This is a genomic window from Nocardia abscessus (assembly GCF_015477775.1).
Taxonomy (GTDB): Bacteria; Actinomycetota; Actinomycetes; order Mycobacteriales; family Mycobacteriaceae; genus Nocardia; species Nocardia abscessus_A.
Genome location: NZ_JADLQO010000009.1, coordinates 98116 through 113160 on the forward strand (window position 1 = coordinate 98116; position 15045 = coordinate 113160).

Annotated in this window: 15 protein-coding genes; 11 read left to right on the plus strand and 4 right to left on the minus strand. The window is 69.0% G+C overall.

The annotated features are described in order from the left end of the window. Nucleotides 1-57 precede the first annotated feature (57 nt). Complete coding sequence (locus tag IU450_RS22625) at nt 58-477, minus strand: hypothetical protein (protein ID WP_195151744.1); 420 nt, start codon at nt 475-477, stop codon at nt 58-60. A gap of 141 nt (nt 478-618) precedes the next feature. Here IU450_RS22625 and IU450_RS22630 point away from each other — a divergent pair, with 141 nt between their 5' ends. Genes IU450_RS22630 through IU450_RS22640 form a run of 3 tightly spaced genes read left to right on the plus strand, consistent with a single transcriptional unit; the run spans nt 619 to nt 4196 of the window. Beyond that, complete coding sequence (locus tag IU450_RS22630) at nt 619-2160, plus strand: hypothetical protein (protein WP_195151745.1); 1542 nt, start codon at nt 619-621, stop codon at nt 2158-2160. A 3-nt stretch (nt 2161-2163) separates the two neighbouring features. Beyond that, entirely contained in the window at nt 2164-2607 is a 444-nt protein-coding gene (locus tag IU450_RS22635) for a hypothetical protein (protein ID WP_195151746.1), read from the plus strand. Then, nucleotides 2604-4196, plus strand: a complete 1593-nt coding sequence (locus tag IU450_RS22640; RefSeq protein WP_228834959.1) for an FHA domain-containing protein — start codon at nt 2604-2606, stop codon at nt 4194-4196. Before IU450_RS22635 ends, IU450_RS22640 begins: the two co-directional genes overlap by 4 nt. A gap of 227 nt (nt 4197-4423) precedes the next feature. Here IU450_RS22640 and IU450_RS22645 read toward each other — a convergent pair whose 3' ends face one another. Continuing rightward, complete coding sequence (locus tag IU450_RS22645; RefSeq protein WP_324197773.1) at nt 4424-5293, minus strand: LysR family transcriptional regulator; 870 nt, start codon at nt 5291-5293, stop codon at nt 4424-4426. 150 nt (nt 5294-5443) lie between these two features. Between IU450_RS22645 and IU450_RS22650 the strand changes: the two genes are divergently transcribed. The 5 genes from IU450_RS22650 to IU450_RS22670 are packed head-to-tail and all read left to right on the plus strand — an operon-like array spanning nt 5444 to nt 10356. After that, nucleotides 5444-6886 carry a form I ribulose bisphosphate carboxylase large subunit gene (locus IU450_RS22650; RefSeq protein ID WP_195151747.1) on the plus strand — a complete coding sequence of 481 codons (1443 nt, stop codon included), beginning with the start codon at nt 5444-5446 and terminating at the stop codon, nt 6884-6886. Between the two features lie 20 nt (nt 6887-6906). Further along, nucleotides 6907-7329 (plus strand): ribulose bisphosphate carboxylase small subunit, encoded by a 423-nt coding sequence (locus IU450_RS22655; RefSeq protein WP_195151748.1) that lies wholly within the window; start codon nt 6907-6909, stop codon nt 7327-7329. Further along, nucleotides 7319-8335, plus strand: coding sequence for an AAA family ATPase (locus IU450_RS22660; RefSeq protein ID WP_195151749.1), 1017 nt, complete (start codon nt 7319-7321; stop codon nt 8333-8335). The genes IU450_RS22655 and IU450_RS22660 overlap by 11 nt, the downstream gene beginning before the upstream one ends. 15 nt (nt 8336-8350) lie before the next feature. Further along, complete coding sequence (locus IU450_RS22665; RefSeq protein ID WP_195151750.1) at nt 8351-9466, plus strand: class 1 fructose-bisphosphatase; 1116 nt, start codon at nt 8351-8353, stop codon at nt 9464-9466. Nucleotides 9467-9477: 11 nt separating this feature from the next. Then, complete coding sequence (locus IU450_RS22670; RefSeq protein ID WP_195151751.1) at nt 9478-10356, plus strand: phosphoribulokinase; 879 nt, start codon at nt 9478-9480, stop codon at nt 10354-10356. 68 nt (nt 10357-10424) lie between these two features. On the opposite strand, the gene dinB is transcribed toward IU450_RS22670, so the two are convergent. Then, entirely contained in the window at nt 10425-11666 is a 1242-nt protein-coding gene (gene dinB, locus IU450_RS22675; RefSeq protein WP_195151752.1) for a DNA polymerase IV, read from the minus strand. A gap of 129 nt (nt 11667-11795) precedes the next feature. Here dinB and IU450_RS22680 point away from each other — a divergent pair, with 129 nt between their 5' ends. From IU450_RS22680 to IU450_RS22690, 3 genes are read left to right on the plus strand one after another with little or no spacing between them, the layout of a single operon-like run. After that, a complete protein-coding gene (locus tag IU450_RS22680) occupies nt 11796-12176 on the plus strand; it encodes a BlaI/MecI/CopY family transcriptional regulator (RefSeq protein ID WP_084466478.1) in 381 nt (126 codons plus the stop codon). 17 nt (nt 12177-12193) lie between these two features. Continuing rightward, a complete protein-coding gene (locus tag IU450_RS22685; RefSeq protein WP_195151753.1) occupies nt 12194-13123 on the plus strand; it encodes a M56 family metallopeptidase in 930 nt (309 codons plus the stop codon). Next, nucleotides 13124-14251 carry a winged helix DNA-binding domain-containing protein gene (locus IU450_RS22690; RefSeq protein ID WP_324197774.1) on the plus strand — a complete coding sequence of 376 codons (1128 nt, stop codon included), beginning with the start codon at nt 13124-13126 and terminating at the stop codon, nt 14249-14251. Here the strand turns inward: IU450_RS22690 and IU450_RS22695 are convergent. Next, nucleotides 14232-14999, minus strand: a complete 768-nt coding sequence (locus IU450_RS22695) for a TetR/AcrR family transcriptional regulator (RefSeq protein WP_195151754.1) — start codon at nt 14997-14999, stop codon at nt 14232-14234. The genes IU450_RS22690 and IU450_RS22695 overlap by 20 nt on opposite strands. Nucleotides 15000-15045: the final 46 nt, after the last annotated feature.

The following is a 15045-nucleotide window of genomic DNA, read 5'->3' on the forward strand; positions in this document are numbered from 1 at the left end:
CAACTAATTCAAGATCGCTATGAATAGCTGCCGCGGTTGAAGTCGGGCAGGCGGCGATCAGGCCGCCGAACGGTTGCGCAGCAGTGCCACGACGGCCTCGGTGAGCCGGAGCGGGTCGATGGGGTGCGCCACCGCGGCCTCCGCGCGCGACCAGTTGGCCAGCCAGGCGTCATCCGGACGGCCGGTGAGTACCAGCAGCGGCGGGCACGGCTCGACTTCGTCTTTCAACTGCTTGGCGATACCGAGCCCGCCCGCGGGGGCCGCCTCGCCGTCGAGCACGGCCAGGTCTATGCCGCCCGCATCGAGCTGCGCGATCACCACGGGGGCGGTGGCCACCTCGAGGTACTCGAACGCCGGTAGTTCCGGGTGCGGGTGCTTGCCCAAGGCCTGGATCACCTGGCGCCTGGTGTCGGCGTCGTTGCTGTACACGAGAACCCGCAGAGGGGTGGAACGAGTGGAATCGGCCACGATCGGCATCGTACGTCCGCGAGGGTGGGGCGCGTGGCAGGTTCGGCGCAGTTGGCGCCCGCGCGTCGTCCACCGCGCGTCACCGGCGTGGTCGAGGGTCGAAAGCCGATGACAAGCAGTTGATAAGAATCTGCCGGTAGAGTCCGGCCAATGCGGGGAGATATCACGCAGGCCCTCGTCGACACCGACGTGTGGACCGATGAGATGCTGGGCCACGCCGGGATTCCGGTGATCGACGTTCCGTTCGTGACCATCGGCAGTGGGATCGGATCGTTCGTCACCTATGACACGCTCCGGATCTTCGGTGTGCCCGCCGAGGCGATGGCGGTACTCGGTCCGCAGGAGCACCCCTGGGCCTCCTATGAGTATCTGACGAGGGTCTCGCAGATTCCGCGCGGCGAGCGCCTGCGCAGCGACTCGGCCTCGACGCCGGACAACATCTGGGGCTTCCCCTCCTACGCGGTGCGCGAGGCCATCGCCGACAAGTCGATCAAAGCGCTGTGGAACGTCTTCGTCGAGCCGATCTTCGCCAATTACTACACCCCGCGCGCAGGCCAGGCGTTCGCCGCCATGGAGCGGGAATTCCACCGCATCGGTTACGCGCGCTCGCTGCACCGCGGCCACGTGCGCATGGTGCGCAAGCGCCACGGCGGCGGATATTTCACCATCCTCACCCCGCCCGCGGGTTCGACGCCGACCAAGCGCGTCGCCTTCCGCAGCACGTATGTGCATGTGGCCGTGGGTTATCCGGGCCTGAAGCTGCTGCCGGACCTGCAGGAGTATCGCGAAACCCATCGTGATCCGACCCGGGTGGTCAACGCCTACGAGCCGCACGAGCACGTCTACCAGGCGCTCCAGCGGCGGCCCGGCACCGTGCTGATCCGCGGCAGCGGAATCGTCGCGAGCCGCGTCCTGCAACGGCTCATCGACGACCGGGACAAGCACCGGCTCGACACCCGGATCCTGCACCTGTTCCGCACGTACATCGCCGGCTCGCACGGCAAGAACATCTTCAGCAGGCGCAAGGGCGGCGACGGATGGGCCTACCAGGGGTTCAACTATCCGAAGTCGGTGTGGGGCGGTCAGCTCAAGCAGAAAGTACGCAATCTGCAGGGCGAGGAACGGGCGCGGGCGTACAAGGAAATCTCCGGTACCAACACCCCGATCCGGGACAACTGGCAGGAACAGTTGCGCCGTGGCCGCCGAGAGGGGTGGTACCAGGTGATGGCGGGCACGATGCGGGCTCCGCGCCCGGCCGGGGGACGGCAAGGCGTGGTCGCGACGATTCTTCCGGACACCAGTGCGCCGCTGCCGTTTCCGCCGCCGACGCAACCGTTCGACACGACCGTCGACTACATCATCGACTGCACGGGCTTGGAAGCCGACATCCGCGAGCACCGGCTGCTGGCCGACCTGCTCGACCACACCGGCGCCGGTCGCAATCCGCTCGGCCGGCTCGACGTGGACACGACATTCGAGCTGATCGGCACCCGCAGCGGCCCCGGACGGATGTACGCCTCCGGCAGCGCTACCCTCGGCGGGCCGTTCGTCGGCGTGGACACCTTCCTGGGGCTGCAGATCGCCGCGCAGGAGATCGCCGACGATCTGGCCGCGGTCGGATTCTGCCGCAGGATGGGGCCGCTGCGCTCGACGCGGCAATGGTGGTTGTGGGTTACGAACGAGAAGATCTGAGCGATGCTTCCTACCTTGAACGGGCGAATCCAGACCCGTCTTCTGGCGCTGAGCGTGATCGGCTTCGTCGTCGCGCTGATCATCACCCCGGTCCTGCCGACCGGTTCGTTGAGCATCGGTCAGGCCTACCGGGTGACGTTGTCGGTCCTGCTGGCGACCGTTCTGGTCGGCGTGCTGTGGGAATTGCTCTACCATTTCCTGCAGCAGTTCCGCTGGGAAAAGGACTGGCCGACCTTGTTCGGTTTCGTCACCATCCTCAACGAGGGAGCGCTGATGTGGGTCCTCGTGCGTTACACCACCGTGGTGCTGCCCGAGCATCTGCGCCCGTCGCTCGCGGCGTTCGGAATCCAGTTCGTCGTCACGTGGATCGTCTTCTGGCTCATCGTGAACGGGCCGATGCGGGTGGTGTTCCACCGGTGGCGGTTCCAAGGCGGCCGGTTCCTATGAGCGCGCAGATCGAGGCATTGCCCGGCGCCCATCTGGTGGCGAGCGCGGGCGGCGCGGTCGTGGTCGTCGCGCACCGTGGCGACGGCGCCGTCACGGCGGACACGGTGGCGGCCCGGACGATGACGGCGCTGCTGGACATCGTGCGCGAAGCCGTCGCACGCGACCGGCGCCGCAGCGGGCGCGCGGTGGCGCGGCTGGCCACGACCTGGCTCATGAGCCTGTCCAACGGTGAAGAGGACGAGGTCGAATTCGGGGTGATCACGCCCGTGGACAACGGCCTGGCGATATTCCTGCACGGTGGGGTCACGGCGGTGCTCTCGGGTCCCGGCCACACGGAGGTGCTTCGCGGCCGGGACGCCGGATTCACCGTCGACCGCATGGTGACGCCGACCCCGGGCAGCGGCGCGGGGTTGTTCGTGGACGAGGCCGGGTGGACCGCGGAGGCTTTGCCGGGACGCGGGATCTTCGCGCTCGGCGCGGGGACGGTCCCCGGGTCGGGCGCGGTGCTGTGGTCAGAGGTGGCGCCGGACGTGATCGGCGGCGAACCGGCGATCGACGGCGTCACCGAGTCGCTGGGCCGGCCACGGGCGGGTTCCGCGCCGCGACCGCCCCTCGCCGCGCCCCACGCGGCCTCGACGCCGGAACCGGCCCCAGGACCGCGGCGGGCAGCGGAGCCGCCGCGCGTCGAGCCCCGACCGGCACCGGAATCGCCGCCCGCCGCGCAACAGCCGCTCACCGCAGGGCCGCAATCACCGGTCTCCGCCGGACCGGAGGCCATGCCGGAATCGCACCGACCCGGCGCGCAGCCGGAGTCCGAGCACGTGTCCGCACCGCAGCCCCGGCAGGCGCCGAGCCTGCGCAAGGACGAGGAAGCCGCCGACGCCGCGACCGAAGTCGATCTGCATGCCTCGGCGCGGCAGACGCCGCCGCGCCGAGGCATGACACCGCCGGTGGCGCAACCGCTTCCGCCGAGCCCGGACCCGGCGCGGCCCGCGCACCGCACCGATCGGGACTACGCGATCGCCAACGATGCGAACCTCGCCGAGACGATGGTGCCCTCCGCCGAGGTGGTCGCGGACGCGCTCGGATCGACCGGCTCGAACACGCTCGGGCATCGGGTGATCGTGCACGGATTCCAATGTGCCCGGCATCATCACAACGATCCGCGGGTGTCGTTCTGCGCGGTGTGCGGGATCCGGATGGACCAGCTCACCTGCGTGCTGAGCGAGGGGGTGCGCCCACCGCTGGGTGTGCTGCTGCTGGACGACGGCACGTCGTTCGTCCTGGACAACGACTGCGTTCTGGGCCGCGAGCCGGAGCACTCGGAGGCGGTCGCGCGCGGGGCGCGCCCGGTGCGGCTGGAGGACAGCTCGGGGGGCATGTCGCGAGCGCACGCGGAGATCCGCCTCGTCGACTGGGACGTGACGGTCGTGGACGGCGGCTCCACGAACGGCACTCACATTCGTCATCCCGGACGCCAGGACTGGGTCCGCGCGGTACCGGGCCATCCGGTCACCCTCGTACCCGGCGCCCAGATCCAACTGGGCGGCCGCGTCCTGACCTTCGACTCCCAGCACGGCCAGCTGTAGCCGCGCCGACCGGTGCGGCGCACCGCGCTCAGGCGTGGCGGAAGCGGATGATTCCCGACCAGTCGGCCAACCGTTGCGCATCACCGAGGGCGCGGCGGCGGCGATGGCGTGGCCGCGCTCACCGGCGAGCCGCTCGGCCAGCGGGTCGTGAAAGAGCGCGTCGGAGCGGCCGGTTTGTCATAGCCGCGGCCGGTGGTTTCGCCCGTGCCGGGCAGCGGGCAGGCAGGTCAGTGCGGGTGGAAGGCGTCGGAGCCGACCTCGGCGGGGTCGAGCAGATGGGTGAGGAACAGGCGGGTGGTCGGAGTCGGGGTGCGGGTGGTGATGGCATGCCACGGACGGTCCAGCGGGGTGCCCTCCACGGGGAGGACGCGCAGGACGCCGTTCTCCAGATCCTGGGAGATCGCGTCGCTGTGGATCAGCGTGACGCCCAGGCCTTCTCGCGCGGCGGCCAGGGCCGCGCCGTGCGACCCGAGGGTGAGCGTGGGCGGTTCGATCCGGAGCTGGTCGAGCAGGGCGAGGGTGGCCTCGCGGGTGCCCGAGCCGCGGCCGCGCAGCAGCCAGGTGGTGTGCAGCGGGTCCAGTTCCGGCAGGCCGACCACGACCAGGCGGCTCGGTCGCCGCGCACGCACCACCAGTCCCGTGTCCCGCGGCGGACGGCCCGCGATGACGAGATCCGTTTCGTGGTGCTGCAATTCGAGGAACAGCGCGTCGCGCGGATGCACCGACAGGCTCAGCTCGATGTCGGGGAACCGGCGGCTGAACGAGGCCAGCGGCCGCAACAGGACATATTCGCCCGCGGTGGCGACCACGCCGATCCGCAGCCGTCCGGTCTCGGCACGGCGCACGGCGGCCTGGGCCTCCTTCATCAGCCCGAGAATTCCGCGGCAGTACTCGGCGTAGACGCGACCCGCCTCGGTGAGCGCGATCCCGCGCCCGGCTTTGGCGACGAGCTTGGCGCCGAGCTGTTTCTCGATGTGCGCGACGGCCGCGGAGACGGCGGCCTCGGTGATGTGCAGCTGCGCGGCGGCGCGGCGGATGCTGCCCTGGCGGGACACGGCCAGGAAGGTTTCCATCCGAGCCGCACTCACTATACCCACCGAAGAACGGTAACAAACTCAATGAATATGTTGGGTATCGCGAGGAACAATCAAATTGTTTGTCGGTATCCGGCCCGTCATCCTGGAAATCCCAAGGCACGCCCGTTCACCCGGGTGCGGGTGTCCCGCAGTGGCACAGCAGGAGGAACGATGGCCGAAGAAATCGAACGTGACCGCTGGGATCCGGGTGTCCAATCCTATGCGTCGATGGGCTATTACGCCCCCGACTACCAGCCGTCGGAAACCGACGTGCTCGCCGTGTTCCGGGTGACTCCGCAACGTGGCGTCGATCCGATCGAGGCCGCTGCCGCGGTGGCGGGTGAATCCTCGACGGCGACTTGGACGGTGGTGTGGACCGACCGGCTCACCGCGCACTCGCGCTATCAGGCGAAGTGTTACCGGATCGACGAGGTCCCCGGGCGGCCGGGGGAGTACTTCGCCTATATCGCCTACGATCTCGACCTGTTCGAGGAAGGGTCGATCACGAACTTGACCTCCTCGATCATCGGCAACGTGTTCGGATTCAAGCCGCTGCTCGCGCTGCGGCTGGAGGACATGCGCATTCCGGTGGCATACGTGAAGACGTTCCAGGGGCCGCCGCACGGCACGGTGATGGAACGCGAATATCTCAACAAATACGGCAGGCCGCTGCTCGGTGCGACGGTGAAACCGAAACTCGGGCTATCCGCGCGCAATTACGGGCGGGTGATCTACGAGGCGTGCAAGGGCGGCCTGGATTTCACCAAGGACGACGAGAACATCAACTCGCAGCCGTTCATGCGCTGGCGCGACCGGTACCTGTTCGCGATGGAAGGCGTGAACCGGGCGATGGCCGAGACCGGCGAGATCAAAGGCCACTACCTGAATGTGACCGCGGCATCGATGGAGGACATGTACGAGCGCGCGGAGTTCGCCAAGGAGCTCGGCAGCGTCGTCATCATGATGGACCTCACTGTCGGATTCACCGCGATGCAGTCGATGTCGCACTGGGCGCGCCGCAACGGGGTGCTGCTGCATCTGCATCGCGCGGGGCATTCCACCTACACCCGGCAGAAGACCCACGGTGTCAGCTTCCGTGTACTGGCCAAGTGGTGCAGGCTGATCGGCGTCGACCATCTGCACGCGGGCACCGTGGTCGGGAAGCTCGAGGGCGACCCGGCGACGACCAAGGGGTTCTACGACACGCTGCGGGAGAACCGCATTCGGACCGAGCCGGCCAACGGCATCTTCTTCGACCAGCACTGGGCGAGCCTGCCGGGAGTGATGCCGGTGGCCTCCGGCGGCATCCACGCCGGGCAGATGCATCAGCTGCTCGACCTGTTCGGCGACGACGTGGTGCTGCAATTCGGCGGCGGCACGATCGGGCATCCGCTCGGCATCGCCGCGGGCGCGGAGGCGAACCGGGTGGCGCTGGAGGCGGTCGTCCAGGCTCGCAACGAAGGCCGTGACCTGCTCAAGGAAGGGCCGGAGGTGTTGCGGAAGGCGGCCGAGATCTGCCGCCCGCTCGACGTCGCGCTGGCCACCTGGGGCGATGTCACCTTCGACTACACCTCCACCGACGCGCCGGACGCCGTGCCGACGGTCAGCCGCTGAGCATCCAGGAAGGACAAGCCATGTATCTACGGCACGGAACGTTCTGCTACCTCCCGCCGCTGACCGACGAGCAGATCGCCGCGCAGGTGCGCTACGCGCTGCTCAACAGCTGGCCGGTCTCCATCGAGTACACCGACGATCCGCATCCGCGCAACGCCTACTGGGAGATGTGGGGGTTGCCGCTGTTCGACCTGGACGAGCCCGACGGGGTGCTGGCCGAGATCAACGCGTGCCGGGCGACTTTCCCGCGCCACTATGTGCGGGTGCTGGCCTACGACGCGCGCTACACCAGGCAGACGACGGCGCTGAGCTTCCTGGTGCAGCGCCCGCCCGACGAGCCCGGCTTCGTGCTCACCCGCACCGAGGGCCCGGACCGGCAGCAGACCTACGGCCTGCACTCGTACGCCACGACCGTCCGCCCGGGACACCGGTATGGCGGCTGAGCACAACGGCTCGGGATTCCGTCTGCATCGCCCGGGGGCCGAGGTCCCCGGCGCGGTGCGGACGGCGCCCGCCGAACCCGAGGCGCCGGAGATCCTGAACGAGGACGCGGTGCTGGATCTGTCCACCGACATCGCGGGCCACGACGTCGAGGAGACGTTGCGCAGGCTGGACGCGGAACTGATCGGGCTGGCGCCGGTGAAGCGGCGGGTGCGCGAGATCGCGGCGCTACTGCTGATCGATCGCGCCCGTCAGCGGTTCGGGCTGACCTCGTCTCGTCCCACCATGCACATGAGCTTCACCGGCGGGCCCGGCACCGGCAAGACCACGGTGGCGTTGCGGATGGCGCAGATGCTGCACGCCCTCGGCTACATCCGGAAACCGAAGGTGCACACCGTCACCCGCGACGACCTGGTGGGCCAGTTCATCGGGCACACCGCACCGAAGACGAAGGAGGCGCTGGCCAAGGCGGCGGGTGGGGTGCTGTTCATCGACGAGGCCTACTACCTGTTCCGGCCGGAGAACGAACGCGACTACGGGCAGGAGGTGATCGAGATCCTGTTGCAGGAGATGGAGAACGAGCGCGCCAGCCTGGTGGTGATCTTCGCCGGGTACCCGGATCGGATGGACCGCTTCTTCTCCGCCAATCCGGGCCTGTCCTCACGGGTGGCTCATCACCTGGAGTTCGCCGACTACACCCACGCGGAGCTGCTCGGCATCGCCGAGCTCATGGTGGCCGCGGAGAACTTCCGCTTCGAGGACGCGGCGCGGGCGGCCTTCGGCGAATACCTGGAACGCCGGATGGCCCGTCCGCGCTTCTCCAACGCACGCAGCGTGCGCAACGCCCTGGACCGGTGCCGGCTGCGCCAGGCCAAACGTCTCGTCGAGCTGCGCAGACCGCTGACCAAGACCGATCTGATCACGCTGATCGACCAGGATGTCTACGGCAGCAGCGTGTTCACCGAACCCGAGCCACCCGGCGGGCCGACCGTGCGAGCCCTCCGGTGACGAGATCGAGGCGCGATGCCAGAAGGACTGAAAACCCTCACCCGCTACACCATCGAGCAGGAGCACCGGCATCCCGGATCCTCCGGTGAGTTCTCCGCCTTGGTGAACGTGATCGCGACGGCGACGAAGATCGTCGCCAATCAGGTCACCCGGGGTGCGATCGCCGGATCGATCGGTGCGGTGATCAATCCCGCCCTACTCCCACCCGCGAACCCGGACGATCTGCCACCGCCGGGGCATCGCAAGCTGGACGCGATCAGCAACGACATCATGGTCGCCGAAACCCAGTGGACAGGTCATCTTTCGGCGTTGCTGTCCGAGCAGATCAGCGACATCCACCCGGTGCCCGATACGCATCGGCGCGGCAAGTACCTGTTGGCGTTCGATCCCCTGGACGGGTCGTCCAACATCGACGTCAACCTGCCGGTGGGCACGATCTTCAGCGTGCTGCGTGCGCCCGCGCGAGGCCGCGGCGCCGCCAGCACCCCGAGCGCGGGGGATTTCCTGCAACCGGGCGTCGAGCAGGTGTGCGCGGGGTTCACCCTGTACGGGCCCGCGACCATGCTGGTGCTGACGACCGGTAGCGGGGTGGACGGATTCACCCTGGACCGGGAGATCGGCGCGTTCGTGCTGACCCATCCCCGGATGCGCATCCCCGAGGACACTTCCGGTTTCGCGATCAACGCGGCCAACGAGCGATTCTGGGAACGGCCGGTGCGTCGCTACGTGCACGAGTGCCTGGACGGCGTGGACGGTCCGCGCGAGCGCGATTTCAATATGCGCTGGGTGGCCTCGCTGGTCGCCGACACCTTTCACATCCTCACCCGTGGTGGGGTCTACCTGTATCCGCGCGACACCCGCCCGCCCACGCGTCCGGGCCGGGTCGCGTTGCTCTACGGTGCCAATCCGATCGCGTTCATCGTCGAACAGGCCGGCGGTGCGGCGACCACCGGCAGCGAGCGGGTGCTGGAGGTGGCGCCGGTCGAGGTCCACCAGCGGGTGCCGCTGATCTTCGGCTCCCGCAACGAAGTGGAGCGCATCGAGCGGTATCACCGCGAACCCGACGAGGGCCCCAGCTTCGACAGCTCGCTGTTCGGCACGCGCTCGCTGTTTCGCCCAGCTCAGCGCTGAAGAGGAGAACCATGTCGGTCAAGCACCCCGTCGTCGCGATCACCGGGTCCTCCGGCGCGGGGACCTCCAGCGTGACACGGACGTTCCAGGAGATCTTCCGCCGCGAAGGGATCAACGCCGCCATCGTCGAGGGCGATTCGTTCCACCGTTACGACCGCAACGAGATGAAGCTGGCCATGGCCGAGGCCGAGCAGAACCGCAATCTACGGTTCTCGCACTTCGGTGAGGAGGCGAATCTGCTGAAGGAGCTGGAGACGCTGTTTCGTGACTACGGCGAGACCGGCGTCGGGACCGTCCGCCGATACCTGCACGACGAGACCGAGGCCAAGCCCTACGGACAGCCACCAGGGACCTTCACGCCGTGGGAGGAGCTGGTGCCCGGCAGTGACCTGCTGTTCTACGAAGGTCTGCACGGCGCGGCGGTCACCTCCACCGTGGATGTGGCCCGGCACACCGATCTGCTGGTCGGCGTCGTGCCGATCATCAATCTGGAGTGGATTCAGAAGGTGATCCGGGACAAGACCGAGCGCGGTTACTCCAGCGAGGCCGTGATCGACACGATCCTGCGGCGGATGCCGGACTACGTCACCTACATCTGCCCGCAGTTCTCCCGCACCTACGTCAACTTCCAGCGGGTGCCGACCGTGGACACCTCGAATCCTTTTATCGCGCGCACCATCCCGACCGCCGACGAGAGCTTCGTGGTGATCCGGTTCGCGGATCCGAAGGTCATCGACTTCCCGTATCTGCTGTCGATGCTGCACGACTCGTTCATGTCGCGGACCAATTGCATCGTGGTGCCCGGCGGCAAGATGGAGTTGGCCATGCAGCTGATCTTCACCCCGCTGATCCTGCGGTTGATGGACAAGCGGCCGAAGCGGTCGTACTGAGCGCACGCGGGTTCGGTCCTGGTCGGCTGCGCACGGGCTGGACGGGCGCTCGCGTGTGGCTGAGCTGGTCAGTCGGGCAGCAGGGGTACCGAAATGCCCTCGCCGCGGTGCAGGAGGGCGGCGCGGGTGACGGCGGCGGAGCCGAAGCGCTTGCGCAGGTCGTCGAGGGTCGCGTCGAGGGTGTTGGCGGCGCGGGGCTCGAAGGGCAGGGTGAGCTGAACGGCGTCGGCGTCGTCGAGGTTGGTCAGCGCGAGGCCGATCAGGGTGAGACCGCGTTCCTGGATCAGCGGCATCGCCGCGGTGAGCAGCGCGCGGGACGCACCCAGGATCGTCTCGGTGTGGTCGGTGGCCTCGGCCAGGGTGTGGGACCGGGTGGCCCGGGCGAAATCATCGAAACGCAGGCGCAGCACTACGGTTCGGCACACGCGGTTCGCGGCGCGCAGGCGCCTGCCGAGCCGATCGGTGAGCCCGTGCAGGTAGGCCTCGATCTCGGCGGGGGGACGATGCCTGCGACCGAGGGCGCGCTGGGCGCCGATCGAGCGCCGCCGCCGACCGGTCTCGACGCGGCGCGGGTCGCGCGCCCAGGAGAGGGCGTAGAGGTGGCGGGCCGCGGCGGGGCCGAGTATCGCCCGCAGCGGACTCTCACCCAGCTCGGCCAGCTGACCGACCCGGGTGATGCCGTGCTCGTGCAACGTGCGCGCGGTGACATCGCCTACACCCCACAGTCTTTCGACCGGCAGCGGATGCAGGAAGTCCAGCTCGCCGCCGGGCGGCACCAGCCGCAATCCGTCGGGCTTGGCGACCGCACTGGCCACCTTGGCCAGGAATTTGGTGCGGGCGATGCCCACCGAGATCGGCAAGCCGACGCGCTCGCGCACCTGCGCGCGCAGCCGCGTCGCGATGGCGACCGGTTCACCGGAGATCCGGCGCAGCCCGCCGACATCGAGAAACGCCTCGTCGATGGAGATGCCCTCCACGACGGGTGTGGTGTCGCGGAAGATGTCGAAGACGGCCTTGCTGGCCTCGGCGTAGGCGGCCATGCGCGGGGGCACCACGATCGCGTGCGGGCACAACCGGCGCGCCTGCCCGCCGTTCATCGGGGTGCGCACGCCGAACGCCTTCGCCTCGTAGCTGGCGGCCAGTACCACCCCGCCGCCGACGATCACCGGCTTGCCGCGCAGCCGCGGGTCGTCACGCTGCTCGACCGAGGCGTAGAACGAATCGAGATCGGCATGCAGGATCGATGCCTCCGCCCGCGCGAGTATCCGGGGTCTGCCGGATCGGGAGACGGGCGCTTCGGACACGAACATATGTTCGCACAAGGCTCCGACAGGCGCCGTCGAGCCGGGGCCGATCTACTGGTTGCCTCCGTAGTAACCCGCCTCAGCCGGTAACCTGTTCCCACGACGGGGCACAGCTCGGATGAGGGAGTCGGTACGGTGCGTGGATTCGGGGATCTGGAGGCGGTGATCATGGACCGCATCTGGGATCAGGACGCAGAGGACACAACGGTGCGCGAGATCTTCGACGAACTGTCGGCTCGGCGGGACATCGCCTATACGACGGTGATGTCGACCATGGACAACTTGCATCGCAAGGGCTGGCTGGCGCGCGAACGCGCGGGCAAGGCCTATCGATATTGGCCGACGCTCACCAGGGAAGAGCACAGCGCCCGGCTCATGCTGGAGGCATTGGGTTCCGGCGGCCGCTCGGATCTGGTGCTCAGTCATTTCGTCGACCGGATCAGCGCCGAGGAGTCGGCCGGGCTGCGCGCCGCGCTCCGCAGACTGGCGGCGCGCAAGTCACCAGAAGTGCCGTGAGCCTTGCCATAGCTCTGATGCTGTACGGCAGCGTCGTGGCGACCTTCGGTCCGCCCGTGCTGCGCGGTCTGACCCATCGCGGTATCGCGCCGCGGCTGGGTGTGATCGCCTGGGTCGTCGCGATCGTCGGCGCGCTGAGCGCATGGGGAATCGCGGCGACCCTCGTGACCGTCGAGTTCGCCACCTACTGGGGACATCCGAAAGACGCGTTGCGCGCCTGCGTCTCGTTCCTGTGGTCCCCGATGCACGTGCACGGCGCCGCGGCCACCCGAGCGGCCACGTTCGCGGTGGCGGCGCTGGTCGCTACCGGTACGGTCGCGCTCGTGGCGCGTGCGGTGGGCGTCGTGGTGGACATGCGCAGGCGGACCAGCGTCCATGCGCGGGCGGTCCGGCTGGTCGGCAGGCCGGTGCCGGGTATCGGGGCGGTGGTGCTCGATTCGCCGGAGCGTCAGGTCTACTGCGTGCCGGGGCGGCCCGACACCATCGTGGTCACCACCGCCGCCCTGGATGCGCTGGACGGCGATCAGCTGGCCGCGGTCCTCGCGCACGAACGCGCGCACCTGTCCGGCAGGCACGCGGCGTTGACCGCGGTGCTGCGTGCGGTGGCCACCACGTTGCCCGGCCTGCGGTTGTTCACCGTCGGCGCGGCCGAGATCACGCGCCTGCTGGAGATGTGCGCCGACGACAAAGCCGCCGACGAGCACGGGTCGCTGCCGCTGCTGGGTGGGCTGCTGGCGATCGTCGGCATCGTCGAGTCCGCGCCGCCGGGTGCGCTGGCGGCGGCGGGCACCGCGGTGCTGGCCCGTGCCGAACGGCTGGCCGACCCGGTCGGCGCGATCCGGCGCGCCACCACCCGCACCGCCCTGCTCGGTGTGATCGCGATGACGGTGACCGGGTCGGCGCTGGCGGCGGCGATGGTCGCGGGTCTGGGCGCACTGCTGAGCTGAGTGATAGGGGAATACGGGTTGCAGGTCACCTGGGATCAGGTCTTCGCCTGGCGGCTGCATCGTCAATATGTGCGGTCCCGTGCGGACGAGGGGGCGGTAGCGATCGCCGAACGGCTGTGTGGCGTGCAGGCGCAGGTCACCTCCGCGGCGGAACTGGCGGTCGCATTGCGCAGCGTGAAACCGGAACCGGGCGGCCTGGTTCGCGCGCTCGAGGACGGCACGTTGATGAAGACCTGGGCGATGCGCGGCACCCTGCACGCGCTCACACCGGACCTGGCCGCGGCCTGCCTGGCGCTCATCGGCTCGGCACGCACCTGGGAGAAGCCTGCCTGGCAGAAGAACTTCGGCGCCTCGCCCGCGGAGGTGGCTGCGCTGACCGAGGCGGTCGCCGAGGTGCTCGATGGCGCGGTGCTCACCCGCGAGGAACTGGTCGAGGCTTTGGTGTCCGAGCCGGAATTCCACCGGCTCGGCGAGGAATTGCGCTCCGGCTGGGGCGCGCTGCTCAAACCCCTGGCCTGGCAGGGGGTGCTGTGCCACGGTCCGGCGCGGGGCACCAAGGTGACCTTCACGAGTCCCGCGCACCTGGTGCGCGACTGGCCCGGCCTGCCCGAACCGGATGCCGCGGCGCACGTTGCGGTTCTCGGCTATCTGCGCGCCCACGGCCCGGCGACGCCGGAGATTTTCGACGCCTGGCTCAGCCGCAACAGTCTGCGCAAGACGACGGTCCGGCGCTGGTTCGCCGAGCTGGGTGGGCTGCTCACCGAAGTCGAGGTGGAAGGCCGCCGCGCCTTCCTGCCGACCGATCAGGTCGATGCCGTGGCGGCTGCCGCGCCGACCGCGTCGGTGCACCTGCTCGGTGCCTTCGACCAGTACGTGCTGGGGCCCGGCACCGGTGATACCGTCCTGCTGCCCGCCGCCCACCGCGCGAAGGTGAGTCGCACCGCGGGCTGGATCTCACCGATCGTCGTCGTCGGCGGCCGCATCGCGGGCATTTGGGAACTCACCGAGGACGCCGTCGCGATCTCGATGTTCGACGGTGCGCCGCTGCCGAAGCGGGGGCTGGAGGAGGCTGTCGCGCACGTCGCGCTGGCGGCCGGGCGCGAGAAGCTCACGGTGCGAGCCGCGTAGCGCGGTCGCGGTGGGTCACATAGTGTTCCAGGCCGTCGAGGATGCGCTGTAGCCCGAAACCGAAGTGGTCGAAATCCGGGCCGAACGCGTCGTCCGACAGCGCGGCCATGACCGGGTAGCGGCCGCTGGCCATGGCTTGTTTCAGCATGGGGATCTGCGCCTGCCAGAATTCCGCGTCGGTCAGGCCCGAGACGCGTTCGGCCTCTTGCTCGTACAGCTGCGTGCGGGCCGCGCCGAGCACGTAGCCGGAGACCATGATCACCACCGAGACGAGCTCTCGGTCGGGCAAACCCATCGGCCGGATCGCGCCGAGCACATTCTCCATGCCTTCCATCGCCCCGGGGCCCAGCACCGGGCGTGACTGGTTCACTCCGATCAGCCACGGGTGACGTCGGTACATGGCGAGGGATTCGTAGGCGAGGGTTTCCAGTGCGCCACGCCATCCGTCGAGACGATCGCCGAGACAGTCGATCGGGGCCTGCACCCGGTCGAGCATCAGATCCAGTAGTTCGGCCTTGCTGGGCAGGTACCGGTACAGCGACATGGTTCCGGTGCCGAGCTCGGTCGCGACCCGGCGCATCGTCACCGCGGCGAGGCCCTCGCCGTCGGCCACCGTGATCGCCGCGTCGACGATCCGGTCCAGCGACAGACCGGGTTTCGGCCCACGGCTCGGCCGGGGGCCCGCGCCCCAGAGCAGGTCGAGGGTGCGGGCGATGTCGCCGCTGCCGCTGGTCTCCGTGCCGGTCATGATCGTCAGCTTATCGGCTTGGCAGAAAACTGGGTACGTTGTACCC

What these genes read in the sequence shown, in the direction of transcription:
- IU450_RS22665 (WP_195151750.1), top strand. Translation starts at nt 8,351, where the DNA reads ATGCCAGAAGGACTGAAAACCCTCACCCGCTACACCATCGAGCAGGAG.
- IU450_RS22670 (WP_195151751.1), top strand. Translation starts at nt 9,478, where the DNA reads ATGTCGGTCAAGCACCCCGTCGTCGCGATCACCGGGTCCTCCGGCGCG.
- IU450_RS22650 (WP_195151747.1), top strand. Translation starts at nt 5,444, where the DNA reads ATGGCCGAAGAAATCGAACGTGACCGCTGGGATCCGGGTGTCCAATCC.
- IU450_RS22695 (WP_195151754.1), bottom strand. Translation starts at nt 14,999, where the DNA reads ATGACCGGCACGGAGACCAGCGGCAGCGGCGACATCGCCCGCACCCTC.
- IU450_RS22685 (WP_195151753.1), top strand. Translation starts at nt 12,194, where the DNA reads ATGCTGTACGGCAGCGTCGTGGCGACCTTCGGTCCGCCCGTGCTGCGC.
- IU450_RS22625 (WP_195151744.1), bottom strand. Translation starts at nt 477, where the DNA reads ATGCCGATCGTGGCCGATTCCACTCGTTCCACCCCTCTGCGGGTTCTC.
- IU450_RS22630 (WP_195151745.1), top strand. Translation starts at nt 619, where the DNA reads ATGCGGGGAGATATCACGCAGGCCCTCGTCGACACCGACGTGTGGACC.
- IU450_RS22655 (WP_195151748.1), top strand. Translation starts at nt 6,907, where the DNA reads ATGTATCTACGGCACGGAACGTTCTGCTACCTCCCGCCGCTGACCGAC.
- IU450_RS22640 (WP_228834959.1), top strand. Translation starts at nt 2,604, where the DNA reads ATGAGCGCGCAGATCGAGGCATTGCCCGGCGCCCATCTGGTGGCGAGC.
- IU450_RS22635 (WP_195151746.1), top strand. Translation starts at nt 2,164, where the DNA reads ATGCTTCCTACCTTGAACGGGCGAATCCAGACCCGTCTTCTGGCGCTG.
- IU450_RS22660 (WP_195151749.1), top strand. Translation starts at nt 7,319, where the DNA reads ATGGCGGCTGAGCACAACGGCTCGGGATTCCGTCTGCATCGCCCGGGG.
- dinB (WP_195151752.1), bottom strand. Translation starts at nt 11,666, where the DNA reads ATGTTCGTGTCCGAAGCGCCCGTCTCCCGATCCGGCAGACCCCGGATA.